General features: G+C 33.5%; 16 protein-coding genes. 14 read left to right on the forward strand and 2 right to left on the reverse strand.

Features of this window, described 5'->3' with window-relative positions; translation table 11 throughout:
* Nucleotides 1-30: 30 nt before the first annotated feature.
* Nucleotides 31-1,581, reverse strand: a complete 1,551-nt coding sequence (locus tag AC2H4K_RS06790; protein WP_281140546.1) for a serine hydrolase — start codon at nt 1,579-1,581, stop codon at nt 31-33.
* 93 nt (nt 1,582-1,674) lie between these two features.
* Between AC2H4K_RS06790 and AC2H4K_RS06795 the strand changes: the two genes are divergently transcribed.
* The 3 genes from AC2H4K_RS06795 to AC2H4K_RS06805 all read left to right on the forward strand — a co-directional run bounded on the left by AC2H4K_RS06795 (nt 1,675) and on the right by AC2H4K_RS06805 (nt 3,086).
* Nucleotides 1,675-2,451 carry an alpha/beta fold hydrolase gene (locus AC2H4K_RS06795; protein ID WP_281140547.1) on the forward strand — a complete coding sequence of 259 codons (777 nt, stop codon included), beginning with the start codon at nt 1,675-1,677 and terminating at the stop codon, nt 2,449-2,451.
* A 79-nt stretch (nt 2,452-2,530) separates the two neighbouring features.
* Nucleotides 2,531-2,773 (forward strand): DUF1660 family phage protein, encoded by a 243-nt coding sequence (locus tag AC2H4K_RS06800; protein WP_281140548.1) that lies wholly within the window; start codon nt 2,531-2,533, stop codon nt 2,771-2,773.
* Nucleotides 2,774-2,855: 82 nt separating this feature from the next.
* Nucleotides 2,856-3,086 carry a DUF1660 family phage protein gene (locus AC2H4K_RS06805; protein WP_281140549.1) on the forward strand — a complete coding sequence of 77 codons (231 nt, stop codon included), beginning with the start codon at nt 2,856-2,858 and terminating at the stop codon, nt 3,084-3,086.
* Here the strand turns inward: AC2H4K_RS06805 and thiL are convergent.
* On the reverse strand, nt 3,070-4,122 hold the full coding sequence (gene thiL / locus AC2H4K_RS06810; protein ID WP_281140550.1) for a thiamine-phosphate kinase: 1,053 nt from the start codon (nt 4,120-4,122) through the stop codon (nt 3,070-3,072). The two genes, AC2H4K_RS06805 and thiL, sit on opposite strands and share 17 nt — an antisense overlap.
* 282 nt (nt 4,123-4,404) lie before the next feature.
* On the opposite strand from thiL, the gene AC2H4K_RS06815 reads away from it, so the two are divergent.
* The 11 genes from AC2H4K_RS06815 to AC2H4K_RS06865 all read left to right on the forward strand — a co-directional run bounded on the left by AC2H4K_RS06815 (nt 4,405) and on the right by AC2H4K_RS06865 (nt 12,592).
* Complete coding sequence (locus AC2H4K_RS06815; protein ID WP_281140551.1) at nt 4,405-4,641, forward strand: DUF1660 family phage protein; 237 nt, start codon at nt 4,405-4,407, stop codon at nt 4,639-4,641.
* Nucleotides 4,642-4,778: 137 nt separating this feature from the next.
* Nucleotides 4,779-5,108, forward strand: coding sequence for a HesB/IscA family protein (locus tag AC2H4K_RS06820; protein WP_281140552.1), 330 nt, complete (start codon nt 4,779-4,781; stop codon nt 5,106-5,108).
* Nucleotides 5,109-5,171: 63 nt separating this feature from the next.
* The gene (gene sufB, locus AC2H4K_RS06825) at nt 5,172-6,620 is read left to right on the forward strand and encodes a Fe-S cluster assembly protein SufB (RefSeq protein ID WP_281140553.1); all 1,449 of its coding nucleotides are present in this window, start codon (nt 5,172-5,174) and stop codon (nt 6,618-6,620) included.
* Nucleotides 6,621-6,630: 10 nt separating this feature from the next.
* Nucleotides 6,631-7,038, forward strand: a complete 408-nt coding sequence (locus tag AC2H4K_RS06830) for a hypothetical protein (protein ID WP_281140554.1) — start codon at nt 6,631-6,633, stop codon at nt 7,036-7,038.
* Between the two features lie 4 nt (nt 7,039-7,042).
* On the forward strand, nt 7,043-7,795 hold the full coding sequence (sufC, locus tag AC2H4K_RS06835) for a Fe-S cluster assembly ATPase SufC (protein ID WP_281140555.1): 753 nt from the start codon (nt 7,043-7,045) through the stop codon (nt 7,793-7,795).
* Nucleotides 7,796-7,867: 72 nt separating this feature from the next.
* Nucleotides 7,868-9,181 carry a Fe-S cluster assembly protein SufD gene (sufD, locus tag AC2H4K_RS06840; protein WP_281140556.1) on the forward strand — a complete coding sequence of 438 codons (1,314 nt, stop codon included), beginning with the start codon at nt 7,868-7,870 and terminating at the stop codon, nt 9,179-9,181.
* Complete coding sequence (locus AC2H4K_RS06845) at nt 9,182-10,420, forward strand: aminotransferase class V-fold PLP-dependent enzyme (protein WP_281140557.1); 1,239 nt, start codon at nt 9,182-9,184, stop codon at nt 10,418-10,420. It abuts the gene before it with no gap.
* A 46-nt stretch (nt 10,421-10,466) separates the two neighbouring features.
* Nucleotides 10,467-11,300: an META domain-containing protein gene (locus AC2H4K_RS06850; RefSeq protein WP_281140558.1), complete on the forward strand. Its 834-nt coding sequence runs from the start codon at nt 10,467-10,469 to the stop codon at nt 11,298-11,300.
* 33 nt (nt 11,301-11,333) lie between these two features.
* Complete coding sequence (locus AC2H4K_RS06855) at nt 11,334-11,756, forward strand: SufE family protein (RefSeq protein WP_281140559.1); 423 nt, start codon at nt 11,334-11,336, stop codon at nt 11,754-11,756.
* A 1-nt stretch (nt 11,757) separates the two neighbouring features.
* Nucleotides 11,758-12,084, forward strand: a complete 327-nt coding sequence (locus AC2H4K_RS06860) for a DUF59 domain-containing protein (protein WP_281140560.1) — start codon at nt 11,758-11,760, stop codon at nt 12,082-12,084.
* Nucleotide 12,085: 1 nt separating this feature from the next.
* Entirely contained in the window at nt 12,086-12,592 is a 507-nt protein-coding gene (locus AC2H4K_RS06865) for a DUF2480 family protein (protein ID WP_281140561.1), read from the forward strand.
* Nucleotides 12,593-12,605: the final 13 nt, after the last annotated feature.

Raw genomic sequence — 12,605 nt, forward strand, 5'->3', positions numbered from 1 at the left:
ATACTTCATGGCATTCTAGCGATTGTAATCCTATTTTGTTTTTTTGAGCTCTAAATCTTGAAAGTCGAAACTAAAATCTGTTATTGGAGCAATTGGTTTCATCGTTGCAGAAACGACTTCTTCCTTTTCATTAAATGTGAATTGCATAAAAACATCGGCATCGTAACTTCTGTCGTTCCATTTTGCCACAGACGTAGTAGCATTGTATGGTAATAACTCACCGAATAATCTTGGAGAACGCTCACACTTAATTTTATATGATTTACCATCGTGAGATATGGTAATGTCACCAAACCAATCATCAGTATATGTACCTACAATTTGTTCTGGACTTGGAAGTGATACTTGCTTTTTAGCCTTTTCTACATTATTATAAACCTCAGCTTTAATGCTGTCGTTATACTTTAAGTAATCTCTATTTCTAGCTCCATATTTTTCTAACCAATGACGATCTTCATACCCTAAATATGAATCTTTAATAGTATTAGTAATAGTGTTAAAAGCCATGCCATTCATTTGATTGGTCAGTACCACAATAGCCAAATCTAAATCCGGAATCATAGTGAATTGGGTAACAGTACCAATTAAACCTCCTGTATGATACACTTGTTTGTAGCCTCCTTTAACGTCAGTCACAAACCAACCCAAACCATAACCTCTAAAGTTAGAATCGTACGAATCGTTAGCACTAACTTTTAATGGAGTCTGCAACTGCCAAAGTTCATGAAATTGTTCTTCACTCAATAAACGCTCTCCATTTTCGGTTACGGCTTCATTCATTAAAAATTTAGCCCAAGTCAACATATCTGACACATTACTCATTATACCACCTGCTGCATTTGCGGTTTCACTCCAATCGTGTGGAATTTGAATAACTTCACCTTCTGCTCTAGTATGCGCATCAATAATATTCGATTTGTCCGTCACTCTGTTGTAAGACGCTTTAGAACTTGTCATGCCAACAAGTTTCATGATTTTGGTTTCAATAAATTCTTCCCAAGTTAATCCACTAACACGTTTTAAAACTTCACCCGCAATAATGAACATATTGTTATTGTAGGCGAATTTACTTCTGAACGAGGTTTCTGGTTCTAAATATTTTACATTATTAATAACATCTTCAACATTAAAATCATTGCCTTCTGGGAAAAACATTAAATCACCTGCACCTAATCCCATACCACTTCTATGTGTTACCAAATCTCTAACTGTAAAATTCTCAGTTACCCAAGAGTCGTATAACTGAAATTCTGGAATGTGTTTTCTAACGGGATCGTCCCAATTCAATTTACCTTCATCAATCATCATGGCTAAAGCAAAGCAGGTAAACCCCTTACTATTAGACGCTACTCCAACCAACGTTTCGGCATTCATATCTTTTTTATTGGTTAAAGAGCGTACTCCATGACCTTTGGCATATACCACTTCACCATCTTTAAAAATACCGACCGAAATTCCAGGAACATCAAAGGTTTTTAAAGTATTCTCAACAAGTTTATCAAGTTGTTGTTCTTTAATTTGTGCTTGAAGGGAAAATACTCCAACAAAACATATAAGTGTAAAAATGAGATTGCGTTTCATGTATTTCAAGTTTTAATTTTGAAAGCTACCAAATATACTAAAATGATTATGATGAAGTCGCAAAAGTAGCTTTTGAAACCTATCTTTGCCCTCATGACTTTAGAATACAAAAATAGTGTCATTAACTATGAGGTTTCTGGCAAAGGCGATGCGCTTGTTTTACTACATGGTTTCCTTGAGAATTTAGATATGTGGAATGACTTTGTTCCAGAATTCACCAAATCTCATACCGTTATTCAAATAGATTTGCTAGGCCATGGAAAAACAGATTGCTTAGGTTACATCCACACTATGGAAGCTATGGCTGAAGCGGTTTTGGCCGTGCTGAATCATTTAGACATCAACTCAGCTAAATTTATAGGTCACAGCATGGGAGGTTATGTTGCTTTGGCTTTAGCTGAATTACAACCAAATATGGTTTCTAGTGTCTGTTTGATGAATTCAACTTTTGAAGCTGATGACAATGAGCGAAAAACCTTAAGAAAACGTGCTATAAAAATGGCACAAACCCAATATGAAAGTTTAGTGCGCTTGTCTTTTGCTAATTTGTTTACTGAAGAAAGCAAAGTAACCTATGCTTCCGATTACGAAAAAGCCTTGAAATTAGCATTACAAACTCCGCTTCAAGGGTATATTGCAGCGCAAGAAGGTATGATGCGACGAAAAAACAGATTAGAAATCTTAAAAAACTTGAAAGGCAAAAAACTGATTATAATTGGTGAGAAAGATAATCTTATTGATAAATCCCATTTGATGAAAAAAATTGAGGATACTACTATCGATTTAGAAGTTTTATCAGAAGGTCATATGAGCCATATTGAAAATAAATCAGATTTATCTTACTTTTTAAAACACTTTATCGAAAATTAAATTGCTTTTGACGTTTTTTTGAAAACTTTTTTCTAGGTTTATAAGGTATTTAAAAAATAAACCTTAAACATAACCTACCATGACTCCAACTAAACTATACTGTGATCTTTTCGGTCACAACTATCGAGTCACAAAAAAAGTGACCAATCACGTTAAGGAATACACTTGCAAGTGTTGTAAAAAACAAGTGACCACTACCAGCAATGGTAAATTAACAGAACTTACACCTAAACATCAGGACATAAATTCTGCTTTAGAGCGCGTGTATAACAATAGAATGATGCGTTTAAAGCAAAAAACACTCAGTTCATCGATTTATTAAATGTTGATAACTTGTAAATAACTCATTTTTTTATCTTTAAATTCCTCGGAATCCATTAATCGCTGAAGACTAGATTAAAAAAATGAAAAACCTTTACTGCTCTTTATTCGGACATGATTATAAAGTCTCTAAAACCGTGACCTATCATGTTAAAGAATACAAGTGTAAACACTGTAAATCTGAAATGACTATTGATGGCAATGGCAACTTCATTCCATTAACTCCAAAGTTCAAAGAAATCAATTCTGTATTGCATCGCGTTCATCTCAAACGCTTAGAAAAGAGTCAAAAACTCTTTATGCTTGATTATTAAGCGCATTCCAACCTTTAGCAATAATCGGAATTTTTTCTTCTGCTCGTGTTACAAGGTGCATACCTCTACTTTCTTCTGCAATATATCCAATAACCGTTAAATTAGGATTTCCTTTAATTTTAGGATAATCTTCTTGAGAGATTGTCATTAATAACTCATAATCTTCTCCACCATTCAAAGCAATTGTTGTGCTATCTATTTCAAATTCCTCACATGTAGAAATAACTTGAGGATCTAGTGGAATTTTATTTTCGTAAACGTCAGCACCAACTTTACTTTGTTTACACAAATGAATAATTTCAGAAGATAAGCCGTCACTGATATCAATCATACTAGTTGGCTTTACCTCTAATTGTTTCAACAATTCAATGATATCTTTTCTAGCTTCAGGTTTTAATTGACGCTCAATTATATAAGTATACATTGATAAGTCTGGTTGACTCTGAGGATTAACCTTGAAAACTTCTTTCTCACGTTCCAAAACTTGAAGTCCCATGTATGCTCCACCCAAATCACCACTAACCACTAATAAATCGTTAGGTTGTGCTCCAGATCTTAAAACAGCTTTGTCGCTTTCTACTTCACCTATCGCAGTTACAGAAATAATCAATCCAGAAGTAGAAGACGTCGTATCGCCACCAACAACATCAACATTATAGATTTCAGCAGCAGTAGTAATTCCTGCATATAACTCTTCTAAAGCTTCCAAAGGAAAGCGATTAGAAACAGCAATAGACACTGTAACTTGAGTTGCTGTCGCATTCATAGCATAAATATCCGATAAATTTACCATCACAGATTTATAACCTAAATGCTTTAATGGTACATAACTCAAATCAAAATGAATGCCTTCAACCAATAAATCTGTGGACACAACCACTTGCTTTTTACCATAATCTAATACGGCAGCGTCGTCACCAATTCCTTTTATTGTTGATTTCTGAGTTATTTTAAAATGTTCCGTAAGGTGTTCAATAAGTTTGAACTCACCTAACTCACTCAAAGGAGTACGCTTTGGGTTTTTATCTTCTATCATAATGCAAAAGTATTATGCTTTTTTAAATAGTTCTGTATTAATACCGTATTTTATGATACAATTTGCTAGAAATCTTCTGATAGCTAAGTTATTCTAAGTCATTATTCTCTTTAGAATCATAAAACTTTGTCTTGCTTACAATAATTGAAAAACTAACTTTTTTAAACGCTTTTGTAAGAGAAATTCATCTAAACCGTGTATTTCATCGAAAAATAAAACCTTTTAGCGTCTTTTTTTATAATTTTTAGTTAATTGTATCGCCCTAATGAACTTAAACTTATTATGAAACCTACCACAGAGAAATCCCTATCCTGTGCCATCTTTGGTCACAATTATATCAGATCAAAAACCAACATAGACCATACAGCAGAGTTTACATGTACACATTGTGATACTGTAGTTTTAACAGATGAGCATGGTAATTTTGATACCAATACAGTTTCGAACAGTCAAATAAAAGATACACTCAAGGAATTGTATTATCTCACACGACGCTTTTCAAAACTGAAAGCATCGTAAACACTATATTTTAAGGGATTCCCCTAATAATAAATTACTTCTATTAAATCATATTCTAATATAATGTTAGGTAATATGGTAAAGCCATACTTATATCGTATCTTTGCCCTCTATTTAGAGCAAATGTATATAAGGATATGATAAAAGTTTCTGATACTGCAAAAAAGAAAGTCATTGAGTTAATGAATGATGATGGCTTTAACCCAAGCACAGACTACATTCGTGTAGGTGTTAAAAGTGGTGGTTGCTCTGGTCTGTCTTATGATTTAAAATTTGACAACGCCAAAGCTGAAGATGATAAAGTCTTTGAAGATAACGACGTAAAAATTATAGTTGACAAAAAAAGTTTTCTGTATCTTATTGGTACTACCCTAGAATATTCTGGCGGATTAAACGGAACAGGCTTTGTTTTTAATAACCCAAACGCTAATAGAACTTGTGGTTGTGGCGAATCTTTTTCGCTATAAGCCCATCTAAATCTTCCTAAAGGGAAGACTTTTAAAAATTTTTAAAACTCAGAATAATACGCAATGAGTAAATATACCGAAGACGACTTAAGAGAAGAATTAAAAACCAAAGAATATGAATATGGTTTTTATACAGATATTGAATCTGATACTTTTCCTGTTGGTCTAAATGAAGAAATTGTAATTGCTATTTCCAAGAAAAAAGAAGAACCAGAATGGATGACCGAATGGCGACTAAATGCTTTTAAAGCTTGGAAAGAAATGACCGAACCAGATTGGGCCAATGTGCATTATGAAAAGCCCGATTTTCAAACCATTTCTTACTATTCTGCACCAAACAAAAAACCTAAATACGATAGTCTTGATGAAGTAGATCCTGAATTGTTAGAAACTTTCAACAAATTAGGTATTTCATTAGATGAACAAAAGAAATTGGCTGGTGTTGCTGTAGATATTGTTATGGATTCTGTATCTGTAGCAACTACTTTTAAGAAAACATTAGCCGAAAAAGGTATTATTTTCTGTTCTATTTCTGAGGCTATAAAAGAGCATCCTGAACTTGTAAAGAAATACATTGGTACGGTTGTTCCGCAAAAAGATAATTTTTATGCCGCTTTAAATTCTGCTGTATTTAGTGACGGTTCGTTCTGTTACATACCAAAAGGAGTTCGTTGTCCAATGGAATTATCAACGTATTTTCGTATCAACCAAGCAGGAACTGGTCAGTTTGAAAGAACTCTAGTTGTTGCAGATGAAGGTAGCTACGTATCTTATCTTGAAGGTTGTACAGCTCCAAGCAGAGATGAAAATCAGTTGCATGCAGCCGTTGTAGAGTTAATTGCTTTAGATGATGCTGAGATAAAATATTCAACCGTTCAAAACTGGTATCCAGGAAATTCTGAAGGTAAAGGTGGTGTTTTCAACTTTGTAACTAAGCGTGGACTTTGTGAGAAAAACGCAAAAATTTCATGGACACAAGTTGAAACCGGAAGTGCTGTAACATGGAAATATCCTAGTTGTGTCCTGAAAGGTGATAATTCAGTTGGCGAATTCTACTCTATTGCTGTAACTAACAATTTCCAACAAGCTGATACAGGAACCAAAATGGTTCACTTAGGTAAAAATACTAAGTCAACAATTATATCAAAAGGTATTTCTGCCGGTAAATCTCAAAACTCTTACCGTGGATTGGTTCAAATAAATTCTAGAGCAGAAAATGCTCGTAACTTCTCTCAGTGCGACAGTTTATTAATGGGTAATGAATGTGGAGCACACACATTCCCATATATTGAAGCTAAAAATAAATCGGCACAAATTGAGCACGAAGCTACCACAAGTAAAATTGGTGAAGACCAAATTTTTTACTGTAACCAACGTGGTATAGATACAGAAAAAGCTATTGCCCTTATTGTTAATGGGTTTAGTAAAGAAGTATTAAACAAGCTCCCAATGGAATTTGCTGTAGAAGCTCAAAAATTACTTGAAATCAGTTTAGAAGGTTCCGTAGGATAAAACTTTGAAAATGAAAAAACTTAGTCTAGCCATCTTAGTATGCTTAGCTTTATTCGCTTGCAAAAACGAAGAAAATAAAGCGGTAAATCTCGAAGAAAATCGCGCAAAATCTTACGATCAAAATGATGGTTTTATAACCATGAAAGGTGAGTTTGTATATTATGCAGATGCCGCGGTTTTTCAAACTACCAGCGAAATATATGGTGTAGTAATTGATGAAAATATGCATCAACTGGCTAAACAAATACAACCATTTCAAAAAGAAGCTACCGATATGGTTCCTGTAACTGTTAGAGTAAAAAAAATAGCAAAACCTGAAGGAGAAGAAGGTTGGCCATGGCGCGTAGAAATTAAAGAAATATTAAAGGTGGAAGCACCAGATCCAAATAAAGAAGACGTTATAAAATTAGCAAACTAAAACTATGTTAAAGATCAATAACTTACACGCAAGTGTAGAAGATAAAGAAATTTTAAAAGGTATAAACTTAGAAGTAAAACCAGGCGAAGTTCATGCTATCATGGGACCAAATGGTTCTGGTAAAAGTACCTTAGCTTCTGTAATTGCAGGTAAAGAAGAATATGAAGTTGGCGAAGGCGAAATTATGCTAGAAGGCGAAAACATTGATGAACTTGCTGCAGAAGAACGCGCTCATAAAGGTGTTTTCTTATCATTTCAATATCCTGTAGAAATTCCTGGAGTTAGTGTTACTAACTTTATGAAAACTGCTATAAACGAAACTCGTAAAGCTAAAGGTTTAGAAGATATGCCAGCAAATGAAATGCTAAAGATGATTCGTGAGAAATCTGAGCTTTTAGAAATCGATAGAAAGTTTTTATCACGTTCTCTTAACGAAGGTTTTTCTGGTGGAGAAAAAAAACGTAACGAGATTTTTCAAATGGCTATGTTAGAGCCAAAACTAGCAATTCTTGATGAAACAGATTCTGGTTTAGATATCGATGCCTTAAGAATTGTAGCCAATGGAGTTAACAAGTTAAAATGTAAAGACAACGCTGTTATTGTAATTACACACTACCAACGTTTATTAGATTATATCGTTCCAGATTATGTACATGTACTTTACAACGGACGTATTGTTAAGTCAGGTACAAAAGAATTAGCGCATGAGTTAGAAGCTAAAGGTTACGACTGGATAAAAGAAGAAGCAAACGCATAAATTTAGTAATAGTAACAGTCTTTGGTTAATCTATACTAGAGACAAAAAACTAAACACTAAGAACCAAATTATATGAGTTTAAAAGAAAAATTAGTATCGTCATTTATGGCTTTTGAGGACACAGTAGATGTGAACTCTCCTGTTCATGATATACGAAGCGAAGCTATAAAAACATTTGAAGACGAAGGCTTTCCTACCAAAAAACAAGAGGCTTGGAAATATACTTCTCTTAACTCCATTTTAAAGCACGATTATAGCGTATTTCCAAAAAATGAAAATGCTCTAGAATTTAAAGACATTAAGAAATACTTTATACACGATATTGATTCGTATAAGATTGTATTTATTGACGGAAAGTATTCTTCTTACTTATCACAAACCACTCATGATGGTTTAGATGTTTGCTTAATGTCTGCGGCTTTAACAAAGCCAAAATATAGAATTGTCATTGAAAACTATTTCAATAAAATAGCAACCAAAGATAGTTTATCAGCTTTGAATACGGCGTTTTCTGCAGAAGGTGCTTTTATTCATATTCCAAAGAATAAGTTAGTAGATAAACCTATTCAAATTCTTCATTTTTCAACAGGAAATGAAGCTGCTTTAATGTTACAACCTCGTAACTTAGTTATTGTAGATGAGAATTCTCATGTTCAAATTATTGAACGTCATCAGAGTTTAACAGAAAATCCTGTTTTAACTAATTCTGTAACTGAGATTTTTGGTAACAAACGTGCTATTGTAGATTATTATAAAATTCAGAATGATAATCAATCAGCATCATTGATAGACAATACATTCATCAACCAAAAGCAAGAAAGTATTGTAAAAGTACATACGTTCTCTTTTGGCGGAAAATTAATAAGAAACAACCTCAACTTTTACCAAAATGGTGAGCGTATAGATTCTACAATGAAAGGCATCACTATTATTGGTGATAAACAACATGTAGATCACAATACTTTAGTTCACCATATAGAGCCTAACTGCGAAAGTCATCAAGATTACAAAGGTATTTTTGGTGATAATTCTACTGGTGTTTTCAACGGAAAGGTTTTAGTAGAAAAAGAAGCTCAGAAAACAGATGCGTTTCAAGCCAACAACAATATTTTATTAAGTGATAAAGCTAGCATAAACACTAAACCTCAGCTTGAAATCTTTGCTGATGACGTAAAGTGTTCTCACGGTTGTACTATTGGTCAGCTAGATGAAAGTGCTATGTTTTACTTGCGCTCACGTGGTATTCCAGAAAAAGAAGCACGAGCACTTTTGATGTTTGCCTTTAGTAACAATGTTTTAGATTCTGTAAAAATACCTGAATTAAAAAATAGAATTACTAAAATTATTGCTGGTAAACTTGGTGTAAATATTGGGTTTGATTTATAAATGAATGTTGCAAAATCACATATAGATTTTAATGTCGAAAAAATAAGACAAGACTTTCCAATCCTAAATCGAAAGGTTAATGGTAAGCCTTTGATATATTTTGATAATGCAGCAACATCGCAAACTCCACAACCAGTTATTGATGTTATTGTAGATTACTACTCTAACTACAATGCTAATATACATAGAGGAGTTCATGCCTTAAGCCAAGAAGCTACCGATGCTTATGAGCAAGCGCGTATTAAAATTCAAAACCACTTTAATGCCGCAAAAGCTTATGAGATTATTTTTACTTCTGGCACAACTCACGGTATTAATTTAGTAGCTAATGGTTTTTCTTCTCTTTTAAACAAGGGAGATGAAATTATAGTTTCGGCTTTAGAACATCACAGTAATATTGTCCCTTGGCAAATGCTTTGCGAACGTACAGGAGCAAGTTTAAAGGTAATTCCAATGAATACTGAAGGAGAATTAGTGCTTTCAGAATTTGAAAAACTTTTAAACGCAAACACTAAATTGGTCTTTGTTAATCATGTTTCTAACGCGCTTGGTACAGTAAATCCTATTGAAACCATAATAAAAAAGGCTCATAAAGTTGGTGCCGCAGTTTTAGTTGATGGAGCACAAGCCGCACCACATATTAAAGCTGATGTACAAGAATTAGATGTAGATTTCTATGTGTGTTCTGCTCACAAAATGTGTGGCCCAACTGGTGTAGGCGCACTTTATGGTAAAGAAGAATGGCTAAAGAAATTACCACCTTATCAAGGAGGAGGCGAAATGATTGCAGAAGTAACCTTTGAGAAAACCACGTACGCAGATTTACCTCATAAATTTGAAGCTGGAACGCCTAATATTTGTGGAGGTATCGCTTTTGGCGCCGCTATTGATTACATGAACAATGTTGGTTTTGATACGATAGCAAATTACGAAAACGAACTTTTGGAATACGCTACAGCTCAGTTACAAGCTATTGACGGTGTAAAAATCTATGGTACCTCACAGCATAAAACATCCGTGATTTCTTTTAATGTTGGTGATATTCATCCTTACGATATTGGAACAATATTAGATAAAATGGGTATTGCGGTTCGTACAGGACATCACTGCGCACAACCGATTATGGACTATTTTAAGATTCCAGGTACGGTTAGAGCTTCGTTTATGTTTTATAATACCAAAGAGGAAATTGACACCTTTATTACTGCCCTTAAAAAAGCAATTATGATGTTATCGTAAAACTTTGGCATCAAAAGTGTAACTTAGAATAATAAAACACTTAAAGATGAAATTTTTACTAAGCATATTTACCGTTTTAATTACTGCATTTTCGTGCAAATCAACTAAAGATGTTGCAGAAAAAAGTAAAGCTATGCAAGACCCTATTTTTGGAACTTATAGCATTTCAAAACTTGTTAATCAAGATATACTTTCTACAAACCTGAGTATCACCTTTGAGGAAGGTACAAATCGGGTTTCAGGACGTTCTGGTTGTAATAATTTCTTTGGTAGTTATACCGTTGAAGGAGATAGCATATCGCTCGATAAAATTGGTTCTACTAAAAAATTCTGTGGACCAGAAATAGGTAAAGTAGAAAGTGAATTTTTAAATGCTTTAATTGCTATAAAAACATTCACTCTAAAAGACGGTGTTTTATCACTTCTAGACGGAGAAGAAACCATTATTTTAGCAAGTAAGGTTGAAGGGAAGCCAAGAAATATTCAAGAGAAACCAATAAAATCTTATGGTAATAATGGTCCTTCTGTAATTTATGAAACGAGTTCAAGAGGTATTTATGAGTATTTCAATATTTCAGAAAAAAGTATCAAATTTTCGAAAGATAGAGGATTACAAACTATAACAAATCATTCCATTAACTCTTCTGATTGGGCAGAACTCAAAACCTTAATGGAAGCTGTTGACCTACAAAGTATTTCAAAATTGGAAGCTCCTACAGATAATAGAGCCACAGATGCAGCGCTTGCTGCTACCTTAGCTTTACAAATTGGTGATATTCACTACATGACTCCAGAGTTTGACCATGGAAATCCACCTAAAGAGATAGAAGCTTTAGTTAATAAAGTGTTATCCATAAAAGAAAATGTTATAAAGCAATAGCTATTTTGTAATTTTGCTTTAAAGAATGAGACTATGACTATTGAAGAAATTCAAAACGAAATTATTGACGAGTTTTCAATGTTTGATGATTGGGAAGAACGTTACCAATATATGATTGACTTAGGGAAAACATTGCCTTTAATAGATGAGAAATATAAAACTGAAGATCATATCATAAAAGGCTGCCAAAGTAAAGTTTGGGTTCATGCCGATATGGTTGATGAAAAAGTAAATTTTACAGCCGATAGTGATGCTATCATCACCAAAGGTATTATTGCAATATTGATTAGAGTGTTTTCTAACCAACACCCAAAAGATATTATTGATGCCAATACTGATTTTATTGACGAAATTGGACTTAAAGAGCATCTATCACCAACAAGAGCCAATGGCTTGGTGAGCATGATAAAACAATTAAAAATGTATGCCATTGCATACCAAACACAATTGAATTAATATGAGCGATTCCACTATAGATACTAACGTACTTGGAGATAAAATAGTTAGAGTTTTAAAAACTATTTTCGACCCTGAGATTCCCGTTGACATATATGAACTTGGACTAATCTATGATGTTTTTGTTAATGAAGATTACGATGTTAAAATCCTAATGACCTTAACAACACCTAACTGTCCTGTTGCTGAGACCCTTCCTTTAGAAGTTGAAGAAAAAGTAAAATCTATCAACGAGGTTAAAGATGCAGAAGTAGAAATTACTTTTGATCCGCCTTGGTCTCAAGATTTAATGAGCGAAGAAGCAAAATTAGAGCTCGGAATGCTTTAATATGGCAGAAGAAATTATAAATAGAGTCGCTAACAGTAAACTTAAAGTCATTGATTTAGAAGACTATTATCCAGTTGGAAAACGTGTTCAAATTGATATTAAAGATTGGTTACTTGAAGGTCTAGTCCTTAGAGAAAAAGATTTTAGACTTCATGTTGCTGAGAACGATTGGTCTCAATATCAAGATTGCTATGTTGCAATATATTGTTCAACAGATGCTATTGTTCCTGATTGGGCTTATATGCTTATTTCCATTCAACTTCAAGAGTATGCTAAACTCTCTGTTATTGGTGAGCTTAACGATTTAGAATCTCTGATTTATTCTTCAATTATTTCAGACTTAGATCTCAGTATTTATAAAGATTTGCCTGTAATTATAAAAGGTTGCTCTAACAAACCTGTACCATCTAATGCTTTGGTTTTATTATCTCAAAAACTAAAACCTATTGCAAAGTCTATAATGTTTGGCGAAGCATGTTCTTCAGTTCCGCTATTCAAGAAAAAATAAATGTGACTTTCAT

The organism is Winogradskyella sp. 266wxhm, assembly GCF_058964685.1.

What these genes read in the sequence shown, in the direction of transcription:
- AC2H4K_RS06790 (WP_281140546.1), bottom strand. Translation starts at nt 1,581, where the DNA reads ATGAAACGCAATCTCATTTTTACACTTATATGTTTTGTTGGAGTATTT.
- AC2H4K_RS06795 (WP_281140547.1), top strand. Translation starts at nt 1,675, where the DNA reads ATGACTTTAGAATACAAAAATAGTGTCATTAACTATGAGGTTTCTGGC.
- AC2H4K_RS06800 (WP_281140548.1), top strand. Translation starts at nt 2,531, where the DNA reads ATGACTCCAACTAAACTATACTGTGATCTTTTCGGTCACAACTATCGA.
- AC2H4K_RS06805 (WP_281140549.1), top strand. Translation starts at nt 2,856, where the DNA reads ATGAAAAACCTTTACTGCTCTTTATTCGGACATGATTATAAAGTCTCT.
- thiL (WP_281140550.1), bottom strand. Translation starts at nt 4,122, where the DNA reads ATGATAGAAGATAAAAACCCAAAGCGTACTCCTTTGAGTGAGTTAGGT.
- AC2H4K_RS06815 (WP_281140551.1), top strand. Translation starts at nt 4,405, where the DNA reads ATGAAACCTACCACAGAGAAATCCCTATCCTGTGCCATCTTTGGTCAC.
- AC2H4K_RS06820 (WP_281140552.1), top strand. Translation starts at nt 4,779, where the DNA reads ATGATAAAAGTTTCTGATACTGCAAAAAAGAAAGTCATTGAGTTAATG.
- sufB (WP_281140553.1), top strand. Translation starts at nt 5,172, where the DNA reads ATGAGTAAATATACCGAAGACGACTTAAGAGAAGAATTAAAAACCAAA.
- AC2H4K_RS06830 (WP_281140554.1), top strand. Translation starts at nt 6,631, where the DNA reads ATGAAAAAACTTAGTCTAGCCATCTTAGTATGCTTAGCTTTATTCGCT.
- sufC (WP_281140555.1), top strand. Translation starts at nt 7,043, where the DNA reads ATGTTAAAGATCAATAACTTACACGCAAGTGTAGAAGATAAAGAAATT.
- sufD (WP_281140556.1), top strand. Translation starts at nt 7,868, where the DNA reads ATGAGTTTAAAAGAAAAATTAGTATCGTCATTTATGGCTTTTGAGGAC.
- AC2H4K_RS06845 (WP_281140557.1), top strand. Translation starts at nt 9,182, where the DNA reads ATGAATGTTGCAAAATCACATATAGATTTTAATGTCGAAAAAATAAGA.
- AC2H4K_RS06850 (WP_281140558.1), top strand. Translation starts at nt 10,467, where the DNA reads ATGAAATTTTTACTAAGCATATTTACCGTTTTAATTACTGCATTTTCG.
- AC2H4K_RS06855 (WP_281140559.1), top strand. Translation starts at nt 11,334, where the DNA reads ATGACTATTGAAGAAATTCAAAACGAAATTATTGACGAGTTTTCAATG.
- AC2H4K_RS06860 (WP_281140560.1), top strand. Translation starts at nt 11,758, where the DNA reads ATGAGCGATTCCACTATAGATACTAACGTACTTGGAGATAAAATAGTT.
- AC2H4K_RS06865 (WP_281140561.1), top strand. Translation starts at nt 12,086, where the DNA reads ATGGCAGAAGAAATTATAAATAGAGTCGCTAACAGTAAACTTAAAGTC.